The 15,840-nt window shown below is 68.6% G+C and carries 16 protein-coding genes; 14 read left to right on the top strand and 2 right to left on the bottom strand.

What is annotated here, in order from left to right; all coding sequences use genetic code 11:
- The first annotated feature begins 128 nt into the window (after nucleotides 1-128).
- Both Van01_RS15330 and Van01_RS15325 read left to right on the top strand, forming a co-directional pair.
- Complete coding sequence (locus tag Van01_RS15330) at nucleotides 129-1,043, top strand: flagellar basal body-associated FliL family protein (RefSeq protein WP_204007396.1); 915 nt, start codon at nucleotides 129-131, stop codon at nucleotides 1,041-1,043.
- Nucleotides 1,044-1,192: 149 nt separating this feature from the next.
- Nucleotides 1,193-1,516, top strand: a complete 324-nt coding sequence (locus tag Van01_RS15325) for a plasmid stabilization protein (RefSeq protein ID WP_204007393.1) — start codon at nucleotides 1,193-1,195, stop codon at nucleotides 1,514-1,516.
- Between the two features lie 80 nt (nucleotides 1,517-1,596).
- On the opposite strand, the gene Van01_RS15320 is transcribed toward Van01_RS15325, so the two are convergent.
- Complete coding sequence (locus Van01_RS15320) at nucleotides 1,597-1,788, bottom strand: hypothetical protein (RefSeq protein WP_204007391.1); 192 nt, start codon at nucleotides 1,786-1,788, stop codon at nucleotides 1,597-1,599.
- A gap of 283 nt (nucleotides 1,789-2,071) precedes the next feature.
- Here Van01_RS15320 and Van01_RS15315 point away from each other — a divergent pair, with 283 nt between their 5' ends.
- The 3 genes from Van01_RS15315 to Van01_RS15305 all read left to right on the top strand — a co-directional run bounded on the left by Van01_RS15315 (nucleotide 2,072) and on the right by Van01_RS15305 (nucleotide 5,456).
- Nucleotides 2,072-2,464: an MmcQ/YjbR family DNA-binding protein gene (locus tag Van01_RS15315; RefSeq protein ID WP_204007389.1), complete on the top strand. Its 393-nt coding sequence runs from the start codon at nucleotides 2,072-2,074 to the stop codon at nucleotides 2,462-2,464.
- Between the two features lie 385 nt (nucleotides 2,465-2,849).
- Entirely contained in the window at nucleotides 2,850-3,455 is a 606-nt protein-coding gene (locus tag Van01_RS15310; protein ID WP_204007387.1) for a response regulator transcription factor, read from the top strand.
- A gap of 288 nt (nucleotides 3,456-3,743) precedes the next feature.
- The gene (locus Van01_RS15305; RefSeq protein ID WP_204007385.1) at nucleotides 3,744-5,456 is read left to right on the top strand and encodes a fatty acyl-AMP ligase; all 1,713 of its coding nucleotides are present in this window, start codon (nucleotides 3,744-3,746) and stop codon (nucleotides 5,454-5,456) included.
- A 37-nt stretch (nucleotides 5,457-5,493) separates the two neighbouring features.
- On the opposite strand, the gene Van01_RS15300 is transcribed toward Van01_RS15305, so the two are convergent.
- Nucleotides 5,494-6,444, bottom strand: coding sequence for an alpha/beta hydrolase (locus Van01_RS15300; protein ID WP_204007383.1), 951 nt, complete (start codon nucleotides 6,442-6,444; stop codon nucleotides 5,494-5,496).
- 776 nt (nucleotides 6,445-7,220) lie between these two features.
- On the opposite strand from Van01_RS15300, the gene Van01_RS15295 reads away from it, so the two are divergent.
- From Van01_RS15295 to Van01_RS15255, 9 genes are all read left to right on the top strand, one after another.
- Entirely contained in the window at nucleotides 7,221-8,192 is a 972-nt protein-coding gene (locus Van01_RS15295; protein ID WP_204007381.1) for a hypothetical protein, read from the top strand.
- Between the two features lie 41 nt (nucleotides 8,193-8,233).
- Nucleotides 8,234-9,112, top strand: coding sequence for a diiron oxygenase (locus Van01_RS15290; RefSeq protein WP_099845490.1), 879 nt, complete (start codon nucleotides 8,234-8,236; stop codon nucleotides 9,110-9,112).
- Complete coding sequence (locus Van01_RS15285; protein ID WP_204007379.1) at nucleotides 9,109-9,357, top strand: phosphopantetheine-binding protein; 249 nt, start codon at nucleotides 9,109-9,111, stop codon at nucleotides 9,355-9,357. Before Van01_RS15290 ends, Van01_RS15285 begins: the two co-directional genes overlap by 4 nt.
- Nucleotides 9,354-10,181 (top strand): class-II aminoacyl-tRNA synthetase family protein, encoded by an 828-nt coding sequence (locus Van01_RS15280; protein ID WP_204007377.1) that lies wholly within the window; start codon nucleotides 9,354-9,356, stop codon nucleotides 10,179-10,181. Before Van01_RS15285 ends, Van01_RS15280 begins: the two co-directional genes overlap by 4 nt.
- Entirely contained in the window at nucleotides 10,181-11,161 is a 981-nt protein-coding gene (locus Van01_RS15275) for an NAD(P)H-dependent flavin oxidoreductase (RefSeq protein ID WP_204007375.1), read from the top strand. Before Van01_RS15280 ends, Van01_RS15275 begins: the two co-directional genes overlap by 1 nt.
- A 43-nt stretch (nucleotides 11,162-11,204) precedes the next feature.
- Entirely contained in the window at nucleotides 11,205-12,038 is an 834-nt protein-coding gene (locus Van01_RS15270; RefSeq protein WP_204007373.1) for an alpha/beta fold hydrolase, read from the top strand.
- Nucleotides 12,039-12,140: 102 nt separating this feature from the next.
- Nucleotides 12,141-12,401 carry an acyl carrier protein gene (locus tag Van01_RS15265; RefSeq protein WP_099845494.1) on the top strand — a complete coding sequence of 87 codons (261 nt, stop codon included), beginning with the start codon at nucleotides 12,141-12,143 and terminating at the stop codon, nucleotides 12,399-12,401.
- Nucleotides 12,398-15,079, top strand: coding sequence for an aminotransferase class III-fold pyridoxal phosphate-dependent enzyme (locus tag Van01_RS15260; protein WP_204007371.1), 2,682 nt, complete (start codon nucleotides 12,398-12,400; stop codon nucleotides 15,077-15,079). Before Van01_RS15265 ends, Van01_RS15260 begins: the two co-directional genes overlap by 4 nt.
- Nucleotides 15,080-15,117: 38 nt before the next feature.
- Nucleotides 15,118-15,717, top strand: a complete 600-nt coding sequence (locus Van01_RS15255) for a GNAT family N-acetyltransferase (RefSeq protein WP_204007369.1) — start codon at nucleotides 15,118-15,120, stop codon at nucleotides 15,715-15,717.
- Nucleotides 15,718-15,840: the final 123 nt, after the last annotated feature.

The following is a 15,840-nucleotide window of genomic DNA, read 5'->3' as shown; positions in this document are numbered from 1 at the left end:
TCCAGCGACGCTCGTCGTCGGGGCATCCGGTCGGCGGTGGGGAGTCCATGGCGCCCCGACTTGCGCTGCTCACTACCCTGACTCTGATCATCTGCCAGCGAACATCTCGACATTGACAAGGGCATCAGATGAGTGACAGCCACCCTCCGTACGGTGGACAGCAACCCGACCCGAACGCCGCCCCGTGGGGCACCCCGCCCGGCTCCCCGATCGGTCCGCCCGGCTCTCCGGTCGGCCAGCCGCTTCCGCCCGGGTCCCCGGTCACCCCGCCCGGCTACCCGTCGCCGTACGGCGCGCCGGTGCCGCCCCCGCCCCCGCCGTACGGGGCTCAGCCGACGAAATCGTCGAACAAGGGCCTCTGGCTCGGCCTGGGCATCGGTGCCGCGGTGATGGCGGTCCTCGTCGCCTGCGGTGGCGTGGTCGGCTTCTTCGTGCTCGGCGGTGACGACGACGCGGAGCCGGTCGCGGGCCAGCAGAGCACGGCGCCCGGTGCGCCGAGCATCGAACCGTCGATCGCTCCGCCGCCCGCGGAGGAGCAGCCCGACAACAACAACGCGGTGACCGCCCGCAACTCCAGTGACATGTCCGCCGTGTGTGAGGGCAGCCCGATCCTCAACGCGGCACCCTACACCGGCGCGAAGGGCACGAAGGTCTACACGTTCGGCAACTCGCCGGAGCGTCCGGAGTCCTGGCTGAGCAAGTCGGTCGGCTTCGACAAGCCGTACTACGCCAAGACCGCCGACTGGGCGTCGGTCTCCGTCGTCGGCTGCCTCAACTTCGAGCAGGGCAGCGAGGGCACCCCTCGCAAGTGCCAGTACAAGGACCGCGACGACAAGCAGGTCACCGTCGACTACGTCTCGTCGCGCTACACGCTCACCTTCTACGCCGCCAAGACCGCCGAGAAGATCGGTGAGGGCGGGCGGGTCAACGCCCCGGCGGTCCGCTGCCCGAGCTTCATCTCCTACAACAAGGAGACCATGAAGGCGTACGCCCAGCCGGACAGTGGCGCCATCGAGCTGGCGCTGGACAAGTTCACCTCCTGATCAACCGACCCCCGGGGGACGGTGGGGCGCGGACAGATCCGCCCCGCCATCCCCCGAGTGGTGTGGCAGGTGCCTGGACCGCATGCGTTTCGGACCCCCCGGGGGCAGGGCACCTGAGCACGGAACACTGTCGGTGAAGGGAGGCCCTCATGCCTGCGGGATCCAGCCCGAAGCGGGAACGGCAGTACGAGCACATCAAGGCGAGCGCCAAGAAGCGTGGCGTGTCCACCACCCGGGCCGAGGAGATCGCGGCCCGCACGGTAAACAAGGAGCGGGCCCGTTCCGGCGAGGCACGGACCGCGAGTCGTTCCTCGCTGAACGATGTCTCGTCCGGTCACCGGGGCGGCAAGCGCTCGCACAGTGGTGCCGGCGGGCGCACCAAGGAACAGCTCTACAACGAGGCGAAGAAGCGTGGTGTCAAGGGCCGCTCGTCGATGTCGAAGGCGGAGCTGGAGAAGGCCCTGTCCCGCTAGTACGGCGTCCCGCTGTGGCACGACGGCCCGCCGAGCGCACGAGCGCGGGGTGGGTCGTCGGCCAGCGTCGGTGCGCCGGGTCATCCCCGGGACAACCCGCGCGCCAGCAGGTACCCCAGCGCCGCGCCGGCCGCCGCCGACAGCACCGTCACCAGCAGACGCGCCTGGCCCGACACCAGTACCACAGCCCCCACCGCGCCGAGCAGCATGCCGAGCACGGCTGACCAGCAGGCCCGCAGCCGCATGCGCCGCCGGAACTCCTCCACACTCATCGTCAGCACCACCTTTCCGCGGACGGCTCCACCCCGGGACACCTCCGGTGCCGGACATGTGCCCGATCACCGTCGGTCTATTCACCGGAGGCCGGCGGCGGAGTGCGTCGGAACGTCGGGTGGTGGTCACTTCCTCCTGATGTCTGGCGGGCCGGCCGGCGACCGCGTCGCCACCCCGGGCAGGCCGACCTCATCGACGTGTGGCCCGCCCGATGTGCCGGCGGTGTCGGAGCCGGCGGTTAACCTCTCGGCATGCCGCGTTCGGTGAATTCGGGGAGGGGCGATGGCTGACGCCACCGACGTCCGCCGGCTGGCCCTCGCGCTGCCGCACGCCGTGGAGATCGACAGTCACGGCTTCGACTTCCGGGTCGCGGACAAGGGCTTCGTCTGGTCCTATCCCGAGCGCCGGCCGGGCAGGCCGCGGGTCATCCGCACCGACATCGCCGTGTTGTACGTCGGCGACGAGGCCGAGAAGCAGGCGCTGCTCCTCGGCGAGCCGGACCTGTTCTTCACCACCTCCGCCTACGACGGGCTTGCCTTGGTCATGGTGCGGTTGTCGGCGGTCACCGTCGACCGACTCGACGAGCTGGTCACCGACGCGTGGCGGATGCGGGCGCCGGACCACCTGCTCGCCGACCTCGACAAGGATCTGGCCGGCAGGGGCATGAGTTCGTGACGATAGTCGGCTGCGGTGGCCGCGCTGCTGGTGTCGGCGGCGGCCTCAGGGCGCGGTGATCGCGGGGCACACCTGACACATGCGGAGTTGACAATTGTTAACACCCTTCGCGTTTAGCGCGGACCGTCGGCACGGCGGTGCGGCCTGTGGCGTGATCTTGTCGCCCCTGCGCTCATCCGCCGTGGTGGGAGCAGCTATCGCGAATATGACACCGTCACGACCATCGCAATCTTGACCCAGTGAATGTCCACGCTGGTAGCAATTCTGCAGGCCGGGCGCTGTCAGATATCGACCTTCAAATTTTCGTACGCGTGTGACATTATGACGTCGAGGGTGCGCGCCGGGCCCCCAACGGCGCGGTCGGGGAACCGTCTGGAGGGTATAAGTGGCAATCGACGTACTGGTGTCCGACGTTCTGCATCTGTCCCGTTTTGCGCTCACTGCCCTTCTGGCACAGGAGGAGGATTTCTGCGTCGTTGGATCGACGAGTGGCTATTCGGATGCATTGGAGTTCGCCGAGCTGCATCGACCTGATGTCGTGATCATCAGCTTTCAACGTGAGGAGAGCGATGCCGTCGCGTTCGCCGAGAAGGTGGCGAGCATCCCGGGCTGTCGGAGCATGCTGCTCGCGACGTCGTTCACCCGGCCGGTCGTGCGGCGGGCCTTCGCGGGGGAGATCGCGGGTCTGGTCCCGCGCGACGTTCCGCCGCGCCAGTTCTTCGACGCCATCCGGCGCGTCCAACTGGGTGAACGGGTCTTCGACGCGGAACTGACGGTGGCCGCGCTGGGCAATGGGGACTGTCCACTCACGCCACGCGAGCTCTCCGTGCTCACGCACGTGTACCAGGGGGACACGGTAGGCGAGATCGCGGATCGACTGCGCCTGTCCGACGGCACCGTACGCAACTACCTGTCGTCGGTGGTCGCGAAGCTCAAGGCCCGCAACCGGATCGACGCGTTGCGGATAGCCCGGGAGTCGCACTGGATCTGACCGTTCCGCCTGGTGCGATGACAGCGTCAGTCCATTCATTCCGCTTTGTTGGATTTCCGTACGGAACCTTTCCGTACGGTAACCGCTGGCTGCGTCCTGGTGGGGCGCGACTGGGGTGACGTGCCGCGACCAGATGCGTTTCTAATAACGGGGGTGTGTAGTTCTCATAACCCACAACAAAAGACGCTTTCGTCGCATGCTGAGTTCCTGAAGCACCTCGATGGCTCATTCGTGGGTGCTGATGAGTCGTGCACACGGCTGGGAGGGGAAACCAGGGCAATGATGGATATGTCGCTCACCGCCAATGCCGCCGCAGCGATCCGTGCACACGCGCGGTCGACACCGGAACGCACCGCGTTGATCATTGTCGACGACCTCGAGGGTGATGGCGGCGACCGACGCGTGTCGTTCGCCCAACTGGACGCGGAAGCGAGGCGAATCGGGGCGTGGCTTCAGGCCCGCTACCCGGTCGGCGAGCGGGTGCTGCTGTTGTACCCCACCGGATTCGGCTTCGCGGCAGCGCTCGTGGGCTGTCTCTACGCCGGGATGATCGCGGTGCCGGCGCCGCTGCCGGGCCGATATCCCCACGAGCGATCGCGGGCACTGCGCATCGCCGAGAACGCCTCGGTGTCAGCGCTACTGACCGACACCACAAATCACGACACCGTCCTGGCGTGGGCGCAGGCGGTCGGGCTGACCGACCCGCCTCTGCTGGCCACCGACAGCGACGTCGTGCCGGACGCGGACTCGTGGTCGCCGCGCGAGCTGGACCGCGACGCGCTCGCCGTCCTCCAGTACACCTCAGGCGCGACCGGCGAGCCCAGAGGAGTGATGGTCAGCCACGGCAACCTCCTGCACAACGTGGAGAGCCAACGCCGCGCGTTCGGTCTGACCGCGCAAACCAGACTCGGTGGTTGGGTGCCACTGCACCATGCCATGGGTCTCTTCGGCCACCTGCTGCCCGCCCTGATGGTGGGGGGCGGCTGCGTGCTGATGCAACCCGCCGCCTTCATCAGACATCCGCACCGCTGGCTCAGCATGATCGACAGGTACGAACTCTACGCCTCGGCCGCTCCGGACTTCGCGTTCGAGATGTGCCGGGCCAGGGTGACCGACAGCCAACTGTCCGGGCTGGACCTGTCCCGATGGCGCATCGCGATCAACGGGGCGGAGCGGATCCACGCCGAGACCGTGGCGGCGTTCGTGGCGCGATTCACCTCGGCCGGGCTGCGCGACGACGTTGTGTGCCCCAGCTACGGCCTGTCCGAGGCAACCCTGTTCGTGTCCGCGGACCCGTTCCGAAGGCCGGTGGTGACCTGGGTGGACGAACACGGGCTGGAACAGCAGCGGTTCGTACCAGCCGAGGCCGGTGCCGCCCTGGTCAGCTGCGGCACGCCGCGCGACGTCGAGGTGCTGATCGCTGACCCGGCCACCGGCGAGGCGCTGTCCCCCGGGTCGGTTGGCGAGATCTGGCTCCGGGGGCCCAGCGTTTCCCGAGGCTACTGGCGTGACGATGCCCCGACCGGTACGACGTCCACTACCGACGGTTACGTCCGTACCGGAGATCTCGGCACGCTGCACGAGGGCGAGTTGTACGTGACCGGTCGTACCGCCGAGCTGCTCGCCGTGGACGGCCGGTGCCTCTACCCGCAGGAGATCGAGCGGACCCTGCGGGCACAGGTGCCCGGTCTGGGGATCATCAGCGCGGTCTTCACAGTTCCGCTCGCCGGGCCCGGCTCGGAGCACGCACTTGTCGTCGTTTCCGAGGTCAACGGGCGGCCGACTGAGGACCGCCTGCGCCACCTGGCCGACGAGATCAGCCGTACCCTCACCCGCGAGTTCGGGATAAGCCCCGGCACGACGGTGCTGCTGCGCCGTGGTGGCGTCAGGCGCGCCACGAGCGGCAAGGTCAAGCGTCCGGTGATGCGCCGGCTGTTCCTCGACGGTGAGCTGGACGCTGTCCACAGCGACCGGGCGCCGTCGATGGTCGCGGCGTCGTGATCGCGCCGGGGTTGAACCCCGGCGCAGCGCGGACGGACTACGCGGTGTTCCGGCGGGCGCCCGTGAGGACGGCGTCGAACTCCTGGATGACCTGCCGCGCGTTGGCCGCCGCCGCGGGCACGATGTCCTGGATCAGGAAGGAGCCGTGCACCAGGCCCGGCCCCGGCACGTGCCGGGCGGGCACGCCGTCGGCGCGCAGCTTCTCCACAAGGAGCTCACCCTCGCGTTGTAGCGGGTCGAACTCCGCTGTGGCGACCACCGTCGGCGGTAGACAGGTCAGGTCCGCGTGCAGCAGGTCGACGGCGGGATCGCTGCGGTGTCGTGGATCGGGAACGTACTGCTCGTAGCACCAGGTCAGGTCGTCGACGGAGAGTAGGTAACCATCAGTGTGCGCGCCTGCCGCGGCGATCCGAAGGCTCGGGTCGACGGGTGGATACATCAGCAGCAGCGCGGCGATCGGCGGGCCGTCGTTGTCCCTGGCGTCGAGCGCGACGCCGAGCGCGAGTTGGGCGCCCGCGCTGTCGCCGGTGAGAACGTGGTAGCGGTCGGGGAACATCCGGCTCGTCCACCGGGCGGCCGAGATGGCGTCCTGCAGCGGCGTGGGATACGGAAACTCTGGTGCCCTGCGGTAGTCGACGGAGACGACGACCGCGCCCAACGAGCCTGCGAGCATCCGACAGGCCACATCGTGCGTGTCGAGGTCGCCGGTCACCCAGCCGCCGCCGTGCAGGTAGGTGATCACCCGTCCGGCGTCGGACCGTGGCGTGTACACCCTGGACCCGACAGGCGTGCTGTCCGAGCTGTCGATCTTCTCGTCGACGACCGACAGCATCGGGTACGGGTCGGCGTCGTCCCGGCGTCGGGGGCGGATGGCGCTCTCCCGGTAACGCTCGCGGGCCTGCTCGACCGAGAGCGCGCGAAGCGGGGTCGGCGCACCGTCGGCGCGTTGCCAGGCGATGAGACTCCGGAGTATCCGATCCAACGGCATGGTGGCCCCTTCACTGGCTTGGTCGGGCGGCTGTGGCCGCCGATCCGCGCCGACCCCACGGCACCTCGACCATGAGTCGGCGTCCCTCGCGCCGCACCATACGATACCGGCGCTCGATGGGAATACGACCGTGAGGAATGCACGGGGATGCGGCGCGGGAGTCATTGCGGCGACCTGCAGTTCTGCGGAAGTCAGCTATCCGACGTGGTCCGGACAATGCTGTCGGCTTGCGGCGCAGATGCAACCTGCAAATCGAATATGCGGCTGGGCGTGGGTCCGGTCCTGCGTTGATATGCGGGTTTGGCGATGTTCTCGATGCGTATGGCGCCCGGTCGCTCGACTTTCATTCCGCCGCCATATGCTTATCGCATCTGTGACCTTTGCCACATCGCCCGGACCTGGTTGGTCGCGGATCGGATGTCCGACACCGTGGACCAGCATCCTGAGCTGCTCATACTTCTCTCTGGAGGTACCGTCCCGCAGGCCTACCGGGGTGTTTTCCGGCGGGACCTTCGGCGGCGCTTCCGGCGTTGCGGATGAATCGTCTTAATCGTGCGGTGCGTGGGAAGCGCACAGCGGGATATGCGAAATTAATGGATTGCGGGACGCGTGACAGGTGGTAGCGTCCGTTGGTGTTCCGCGGGGTCAGGCAGGACCCGGCAGAATGTAGCGAACCATACTGATGGCCCGTTGTCGGGCGTTTCGTATTCCTGTGCGGTCGTGACCGGTGTTTGACACGGTCGCAGACCCGGTTGAATCTGCCTGGGGGAGAGACCGTGCCACAGCAACAAGAGACTGCGTGCCCGCCGTGGGAAAAGGTCGCCGAAGCGATCGAATTCGTTCCCGACCAGTTTTCCCGCAAGACTCAGCCGGAGTCCGTGGCGCGGGAGATGCTCCACTGTGACGCCACCGACGTGGACCGACTGGTCGGCGCCGGCCTGCCGGTCGAGGACCGTGACGGCGTACGGTATTTCGACCCGAACGACCTGTACAACCTCGGCATGTACTCGCACCGCCGGAACACGCAGCCGGAGCTGGCGTTCCGGATGCTGTTCCGGTTCGCGGGGCGGCCGGTCGACGACCTGCTGCGGCCGAAGACCTGGAGCTTCCGGGTCCGGCTGGAATGCCACGAGTGCGCGGGGGTGGCGCCGTGGCTGCTGGAAGGGCCCGACGTGGTCCGGTTCGGCGGTCACCTCGAGGAGATCACGCCGCTCACGCCGAGTGAGGGGTCGGCGGAGTACGCCGCGACAGTAACCAACACCGGCGCCCGTACCCCGCTGGTCTCCGCGACCCTGCGGAAGCTGACCCGGGACTACCTGCACGCCGGCTACCGCTGGCAGATGATCCCGGTGCCGATGCAGGCCGACTACGCGCTCGTGCACGAGCTCGGGGTGACGAGCTGCATCGCGGCGAGTCTGTTGCTGGCCGAGCGTTTCCGCGCTGCGGGATACCGCGCCGAGGCGAAGCGGGGCTGGTTCACCGGGGTGCTCGGCGGCGCGCTCGACCTGCCGCACGCGTGCGTCGAGGTGACCGACGACGACGGGGTTACCAAGACTGTCGACATCGCCAAGGCGCAGCTCGCGGCGCGCCTGTCGGCCGACACCGAGCAGTTCCAGGAGCTGTGCCTCGGGTCGCTCTACAACAAGGTCATCCCGTCGACCGCTTCCGGCAACGCGTCCTTCGGACGTCACGAATGCGGTTCGCCGCAGCCGGCGCAGTTGCGTGCCGACATCCGGTCGGCGCGGTGAACCTGACCTCTTGAACCACCTATCGGGGAGGACGACTGACAATGGCGGTACGAGAGATCGAGCCGATCGAGCTGGAGCTGGACCGGCTCGAGCACATGGCCGAGTCCGGCTACTACAACCCGTACACGTTGTTCGACTGGCCGGACGCCATCGAGCCCGACATGCCCTGGATGAGCGAGAGCCTGACCACCCTCGCGGGTACCCCGATGTGGGACGAGCTCACCCGCGAGCAGCAGATCGCCCTCACCAAGTACGAGGCGATCAACTTCTTCAGCCTCAACATCCACGGCATCCGCGAGCTGATGAGCGAAGTCGTCATGCGCATCCACGAGCGGACCTACGCGAACGTCTCGGAGTTCCTGCACCACTTCATCGGTGAGGAAAACGAGCACATGTGGTTCTTCGCGCAGTTCTGCCTGCGCTACGGCGGCAAGCTGTACCCGGCCCAGCCGACGTTGCAGGCCGACTCGGTGGAACACCTGTCGCCGGTGGCCCGCGAGCTGGTGGTCTTCGCCCGCATCCTCATCTTCGAGGAGATCGTCGACCACTACAACGCCTACATGGCCACCGACGAGTCGCTGCCGCACATCGCCCGGGAGATCAACCGGGTGCACCACCAGGATGAGAGCAGGCACGTCGCGTTCGGACGCATGATCTTCACCAACCTGCTCGGTCAGGTGGCCAAGCGTGACCCGGACGAGGTGCCGCTGGTCGCCGAGTACCTGGAGAACTACCTGCGGTACAGCATCGGCACGCTCTACAACCCGGCCGCCTACCGCGACGCCGGCATCCCGGACGCGTTGGCGTTGCGCCGCCGGGCGCTGGAGCACCCGGCCCGGCACGCCGCGCACGAGCGGATCCTCAAGCGGACCCGTAGCTTCCTGACGAAGGCCGGCGTGGGCAGGGAACTGGTCAAGTGAGGGCCGAACCGATGCAGGCGGTGCGGGACTTCATCCTGGAGCGCAACCCCAAACTCGACAGGCTGGACGACGACCTCGACCTGATCGACAGCCGGGCGATCAATTCGCTGGCCTTCGTCGAGTTCATCTTCCTGCTGGAGGAACTGACCGGCGAGTCGATCGACCCCGAGGAACTCGACCTCGACGACTTCCGCACCCTCAACGCGATCGGGGCGCGGTTTCTGAAGCAGAAGGCGGCGTCATGACTACCGTTACCGACAATGGCCTGAAGGTTCTCGACGGTGGCCAGCTGCGGTTGCTGCGGGCGGTCGACGCGGTGTTCCGCCGCCTGGGCGACGGCTGGGGCGCCGCGGAGTTCCGGTTCCCGTTCCTGCTGCGCACGCGGGACCTGGACACCTTCGACTACTACGACAACTTCCCGCATCTCGGGTTGGCGGCTGCTCGGCTCGATCCGGATCGGGTGGGCCCTCTGCTGGCGGCGGAGTCCCGGCCCCTGGCGCAGGTGCCGGCGGACGTGATGCGGCCCGCCGAGTTCGCCCTGCCCTCGGCCGCGTGCTACGCGATCTACCTGGACCTGGCCGGTTCGGTGCTGCCCGCGGGGGGAGTCCTGCGGACCACCCTGGGCACCTGTTTCCGCAACGAGGACCATTACGACGGCCTGCAGCGGCTGCTCGGCTTCTCGATGCGCGAGATCGTCTTCATCGGCCAGGAGGAGGGCGCCAAGCAGCACCTCGGCCGGGCCAAGGAGGCGGTGCTGGCGCTGATGGCCGAGCTCGGCCTTGAGGTCAAGCTCGAAGTCGCCACGGACCCGTTCTTCGACAAGAACAGCGGCAAGGCGAAGATGCAGCGCCTCTTCCCGGTGAAGGAGGAGTTCGTCGTCGATGGCCTGGCCATCGGCTCGGTGAACTACCACCGGAACTTCTTCGGCGAGCGGTGCGACATCCAAGCCGGCGACGACACCGCCCACACCAGTTGCCTGGCGTTCGGCGTCGAGCGGTGGGTGCACACGCTGACAGCTCGCTTCGGCAGCGTCGAGGCCGCGCTGTCTGCAGTGGAGAGCCTGGGCTGATGCGTTCGAGCGTGGCGACGGTACTCGGCACCGACGTGGCCCTGCTCCAGTCGGGCATGGGCGGCGTCGCGGGCACGGAGCTGGCGTGCGCGGTCTCCAACGCCGGTGCCGCCGGCTGCGTGGGCGGCTACAAGCTCATGGGCGAGGCGCTGTCGGCGGTGCTGGGACGGTTGGCCGCCGGCACGTCGCGCCCGGTGGGGGTGAACTTCATCCCGGAGGTGGTCGGTCCCGACGACCTCGCCCGACAGGTGGAGCAGGTGCTCGCTGAGACGCCGCCGCACGTCCACGTGTCGCTCTTCGGCATGCCCGAGGCGGCGGTGTTCGAGCGGGTCGCCGCGTCCGGCCGGGCCCTCGTGGTCCAGGTCGGCACGGTCGAGGACGGCGTGCTGGCGGCGGAGCGGGGCGCCGTGGTGGTGGCGCAGGGCATCGAAGCGGGCGGGCACCTGCTCGGTGTGTCGCGCCGCGACGAGTTGGTCGCCCGGCTACGGGACCGACTGCCCAGCGCCTGCATCGTCGCGGCGGGGGGCATCGGATCCCCCGCCGACGCCGCGCAGGCGGTGGCCGCCGGAGCCGACGGTGTCCTGCTGGGGACCGTGTTCGTGGTGGCCCGCGAGTCCTGGGCTCATCCCCACTTCAAGGCGGCGGTGTGCGCGGCAGACGGTGCCGACACGGTGATCACCGACGTCTACGAGATCGGTTGGCCTGGTCGCCGCCACCGGGTGCTGGCCACTCCGGTGACCGAGGACCCGGCGCAACCGAAGAAGTTCATCGGCCGGACGTCGGTCGAGGACCGGTCGTATCTGGTGCCCAGGTTCAGTGCCGCGGTGCCCACTGTGGCGACCACCGGTCGGATCGAGGAAATGGCGATGTACTGCGGCCTGTCCTGCGACTCCGTGTCGGCGGAGACGTCGGCTGCCGATGTCGTCGCCGGGTTCGCCGGCGTGCTTCCTGCTGCTGCTCAACGCGTCGATATGGGATGAGGGGGATGTGATGTCTGCTGGTGAGGTTCTCGAGCGTCTCGAGGTGGCGTATCGAGAGGACGCGGTTACGGCTCGTGGGCGGGAGGGTGTTGAGCTGTACTACGAGTCGACCGGTGCGGGGCCGGTGGTCTTGACGCTCAACAACTTCTTCATGACGACTCCGACGTGGCGGGTGTTCACGGACGAGTTGTCGGTGGGCCACCGCGTGGTGAGCTACGACCTGTGCGGTCATGGCCGGTCGTCGCACCCGGAGAAGTATCCGACGTGGGACGACCACGTCGAGGACGTCGTCGGGCTGCTGGATTCGCTCGAGATCGACCGGGCGTACCTGTTGTCCACGTCGATCTCCACGGTGCTGGCGCGGGACGTGGCGTTGAAGCACCCCGACCGGGTCAAGGGGATCGTGCTGGCGGGTCCGGCGCTCGGCCCCCGGGGCATGCGGCGGCATCGTCTGGTGCAGCGGGCGTGGTTGCTGACGCTGGAGAACCATGGGATGGCGGCGCTGTACGCGCACCTGTACCCAGAGGTGTTCGGCGCGGAGATGATCGAGGAGTTGGGCACGCCCGGCTTCCTCGGGCTGCGGGAGAGCTTCCTGGCTCTGTCGACGAAGGAGGATCTGGTCAACGGGCTGAAGCTGGCGTTGACCGGGGAGACGAGCGCGGAGCTGTTGGCTCGGATCCAGGCGCCGACGTTCGTGGTCATCGGTGACGACGACGTGTTGCTGAGCCCGTCGGGCGCCAGGGAACTGGCGGGGAAGTTCCCCAACGGGCGCTACGAGATCATGCCCGGGGCGGGTCACCTGCCGTTCCTGGACGACGCGGCGGGTTTCCAGGCGTTGGTGGCGAAGTTCATCGACGAGGTCGAAACGAATGCCTGACCTGGTGTCGGTCAGGACAACCCGATCGAGTCGCGTGCGACCGAGGAGTCGGCTGCCAAGGCGCCGGGTGGGACGGCGCGTTGCGTGAGGAGGGGGAGCGCAATGGATCGCGAAGTTCTGGATGTGGTTGACGAGTTGTTCCGTCGCCGGTTGCAGGTGCCGGAGCTGGATCCGGACACGCCGTTGGCGGACTACGGCCTGGACTCGGTGCGGTCGATCGATCTGATCGTGGAGATGGAGTCTCTCTTCGAGGTGCAGATGTCCGACAGCCAGGCGGCGTCGATGCGGACGCTGCGTGACGTCGTGAACCAGGTGACCGCCTCGATGACCGTACGGGTCGGGAGCGGGATCGGCCAGCCGTGAGCGCCGAGGTCGATTTCGGTCGCTTTGCCCGCCCCGAGCTGGGCCGTCTCTTCCAGGCACTCAACCTGGACGTGACCTACCGCCGCGGGCGCGGCGACCGCCTCATGCTGGAGCCGGTGTCGGGCACCGGCACCGCCGATCAGGTGCTCGACCTGGTCGGCGGTGCCGGCTCGTCCCTGTTCGGGCACAACCATCCGGCGTTGGTGGCGGCGGCCCGGCGGTGCCTCGACGAGCAACTTCCCTTCAACGCACAGGCGAGCATCCGCCCGGGGGCGGCGGCGCTGGCCGCGAAGCTGTCGGCGCTGGTGAAGGCCACCACAGGCGTGGACTACGTGGTGACGCTGGGGTCCACAGGTGCGGACGCGGTGGAGGCCGCGGTGAAGCACGCCGTGGTCGAGCGGCGCAGGCGGCTCGGCGCGCTGCGCGAGGAACTGGAGCGGTCCCTGCGCCGGCTGCGTCGCGACGGCCTCGCCGACATCCCGTGCGGCAGCGGGCCCGCTGCCGGGCGTCCCTGCGGTGAGGTGGTCACCGAGGCCGTCGAGAAGGTCGTCGACGTGCTGCGGGCCGAGCCGGTCCTGGTCTCGTTGCGGGACGCCTTCCACGGCAAGACGACAGCTGCGGGCACCCTGACGCACGGCGCCAACGTGCCCGAGGACCTGCACGTGCCGGGCCCCCGACGGGTGCGGTTGGCCGACTGGACGCCCGAGGTGGTGCTGGCGGCGCTCGACGACCGGCTCGTCGAGGTCTGCACCGTCCATGTGGACGCGGACGGGGTGCCGCATTCGACGGCCCGCAACCTGTCCCCGGTCGCGGCCTGCTTCGCCGAGCCCATCCAGGGCGAGGCCGGGGTACGCGAGGTGCCGACCGAGACCCTGGCCGCCCTGCGGAACCTGGCCGACAGGCACGACGCGGTGCTGGTGTTCGACGAGATCCAGTGCGGCATGGGCCGGACCGGTACGTTCCTGGCGTCGGAGCCGTCCGGAGTAGTGGCCGACTACTATCTGTTGTCGAAATCGCTGGGCGGGGGGTTGGCCAAGATCTCGGCGATGATGGTCGCGGCCGACCGGTACGTCGCTGACTTCGGCCGTCACCACACGTCCACCTTCGCTGAGGACGACTTCTCCGCGTTGATCGCGGTGGCCGCCCTGGACCTCTACCAGAGCCACCACGACCGAATCACCACGATCGGTGCTGAGCTGCGTGACCAACTCGCCAAGGTGGCGGCACGGTGGCCGGAGGCGGTCGTGGAGGTGCGGGGCCGAGGGTTGCTGATCGGTGTGGAGTTCCACCTGCCGCAGCCGGAGTCGGCCCTGCTGCGTGCGGTGTTCGACGCTGAGTCGCTCGGGTTCCTGATCGCGGGTCGGTTGCTGCACGCCCATCGGGTCCGGGTCATGCCCACCCTGTCCGCGCCCACGACCGTACGGGTGCAGCCGTCCGCCCTGCTCGAACCCGAGGACATCGAGCGGGCCGTCGCGGCGTTCGACGACGTGGCCGCCCTGCTCGCCAAGGGCGACTACGCGACGTTGCTGGCGCATCTGGCCGTGCCGCCCACCGGAGCCTGGCGGCCACGCCAGCATGTGGCGTCGCCGCCTCGTCAGCAGCGGGCCCACCGCGACGGGGACGTCCCGCACGTGGTGTTCCTCGCCAACCTGGACAACGCGTCCACGGTGCGGTCCCTGGCCCCGGAGCTGGCGGAGTGGTCGGACGACCGGTGCGCCGCGGCCCTGGACCGGATGCGTGGCGAGCTGAACCCCTTCGAGGTCGTGCGGCACCGGGTGGCATCGGAGACCGGACGCATGGTCGACGTCAGCGTGTTGGCGGTGCCGTTCACCGCCGCTCAGGCGGTCGACGCGTTGCGCGCGGGGCACCGGCCCTGGTTGGCCCGGACGGTGCTGGACGCGGTGGAGTTGGGCGTCTCCCTCGGCGGCGACGTCGTCGGTCTGGGCGGCTACACCTCGATCGTCACCGGCGCCGGGCGGGACGTCATCGAGCACGAGGTACGCGTCACCTCCGGCAACTCGCTCACCGCCGCCTGCGCCTACGACCTGCTCCAGCGCCACCTGAGCAGCAGCGGGTCCGGTGCCCGCCGGGTCGGTCTGGTCGGCGGCATCGGCAACATCGGAGCGGTGATGGCCGATCTTGTCGCCCCGCACTGCGAGTCGCTCGTCCTCGTCGGCAGGCCCGGCTCCGGCCGTAGACTGGCCGCAGTCGCCAAACGGGTGGCCCACCTGGTCGACGTCTCGGTCGCCGAGGACCTCGACGCGCTGCGTGACTGCCCGATCGTGGTCAGCGCCACGAACGCGGCCGACCCGGTCATCCTGCCCACCCACCTGGCCGCTGACCGGGACGTCCTCGTCTGCGATCTCGCGGTGCCGGGCGACGCGCACCCGGCGGTGGCGGACCTGCCGAACGTCACCCTCGTGTCCGGTGGCCGGGTCCGGCTCCCTGGCGGGCAGACACCGCACTTCCCGGGCATCACGCTGCCGCCGGGCATCGTCTACTCGTGCCTGGCCGAGACCATCCTGCTGGGGCTCGAACCGGACACGGCGAGTCCGTCCTACGGCGGGCTGTCCGTCGCCGGCGTGGTGTCCGCTCTCGAACTGGCCGGTCGACACGGCTTCCATCCCACCCGCATCACTGCGGCCGACGTCTCGACGATGCCGTGGGTGGCGGGTTGACACCCCATCTACCCGACAACCGACCCGGAGGTTGACATATGAGCGATGTGACCGTGCGGCGCATCACCCCGGCTGAGATGGCCGAGGCAAGCCGGATAGTCGGGCTCGCGTTCGCCCTCAATCCGAGCAACCTGGCCATCGCCGGCGGTAATCGGGACAAGGCTGCCCGGATCATGGAACACGCGGCCCTCACCCTCAAGCTCGGCAACAGTGCCAGCCACGTGCTGGTCGCCGAGCGGAAAGGCGAACTCGCCGGCGTCCTCAAGGCCGCCCAGTGGCCGCACTGCCAGATGACTGTCGGCGAGAAGATCAAGTCGATTCCTTCGCAGGTCCGGACGATCGGCCTGGGACTGCCACGGGCCCTCAAGGTGGTGGGCGGGCGAGCCAAGCACGAGCCGCGCAGACCTCACTGGCACCTCGGGCCGATCGCGGTCCACCCCGAACACCAGGGGTACGGGATCGGATCGGCAATGCTCACCGCCTTCCTCGCCGACGTCGATCGGCAGAAGGTGCCGGCGTTCCTCCAGGCGGACGTCGACCGCAACGTCGTGCTCTACGAGAGGTTCGGTTTCCAGGTGGTCTCCCAGGAGGCGATTCTCGGTATCAACACCTGTTTCATGTGGCGCGACGCGCGGTAGGACAAACGTGTCGGGCGGCGGCTCACCGAGTGCCAGCTGGCCGGGGTAAGTGCTATCTGTGGACCGTCGGGAATAAGGCCTTATACCCGACGGTCCACAGGCCTTATGTGTATGTCCGAAGCA

The sequence above is a fragment of the Micromonospora andamanensis genome (assembly GCF_016863495.1).
Taxonomy (GTDB): domain Bacteria; phylum Actinomycetota; class Actinomycetes; order Mycobacteriales; family Micromonosporaceae; genus Micromonospora; species Micromonospora andamanensis.
This window is presented reverse-complemented; position numbering and strand designations above follow the sequence as displayed.

What these genes read in the sequence shown, in the direction of transcription:
- Van01_RS15255 (WP_204007369.1), top strand. Translation starts at nt 15,118, where the DNA reads ATGAGCGATGTGACCGTGCGGCGCATCACCCCGGCTGAGATGGCCGAG.
- Van01_RS15315 (WP_204007389.1), top strand. Translation starts at nt 2,072, where the DNA reads ATGGCTGACGCCACCGACGTCCGCCGGCTGGCCCTCGCGCTGCCGCAC.
- Van01_RS15330 (WP_204007396.1), top strand. Translation starts at nt 129, where the DNA reads ATGAGTGACAGCCACCCTCCGTACGGTGGACAGCAACCCGACCCGAAC.
- Van01_RS15320 (WP_204007391.1), bottom strand. Translation starts at nt 1,788, where the DNA reads ATGAGTGTGGAGGAGTTCCGGCGGCGCATGCGGCTGCGGGCCTGCTGG.
- Van01_RS15275 (WP_204007375.1), top strand. Translation starts at nt 10,181, where the DNA reads ATGCGTTCGAGCGTGGCGACGGTACTCGGCACCGACGTGGCCCTGCTC.
- Van01_RS15325 (WP_204007393.1), top strand. Translation starts at nt 1,193, where the DNA reads ATGCCTGCGGGATCCAGCCCGAAGCGGGAACGGCAGTACGAGCACATC.
- Van01_RS15290 (WP_099845490.1), top strand. Translation starts at nt 8,234, where the DNA reads ATGGCGGTACGAGAGATCGAGCCGATCGAGCTGGAGCTGGACCGGCTC.
- Van01_RS15305 (WP_204007385.1), top strand. Translation starts at nt 3,744, where the DNA reads ATGTCGCTCACCGCCAATGCCGCCGCAGCGATCCGTGCACACGCGCGG.
- Van01_RS15265 (WP_099845494.1), top strand. Translation starts at nt 12,141, where the DNA reads ATGGATCGCGAAGTTCTGGATGTGGTTGACGAGTTGTTCCGTCGCCGG.
- Van01_RS15280 (WP_204007377.1), top strand. Translation starts at nt 9,354, where the DNA reads ATGACTACCGTTACCGACAATGGCCTGAAGGTTCTCGACGGTGGCCAG.
- Van01_RS15300 (WP_204007383.1), bottom strand. Translation starts at nt 6,444, where the DNA reads ATGCCGTTGGATCGGATACTCCGGAGTCTCATCGCCTGGCAACGCGCC.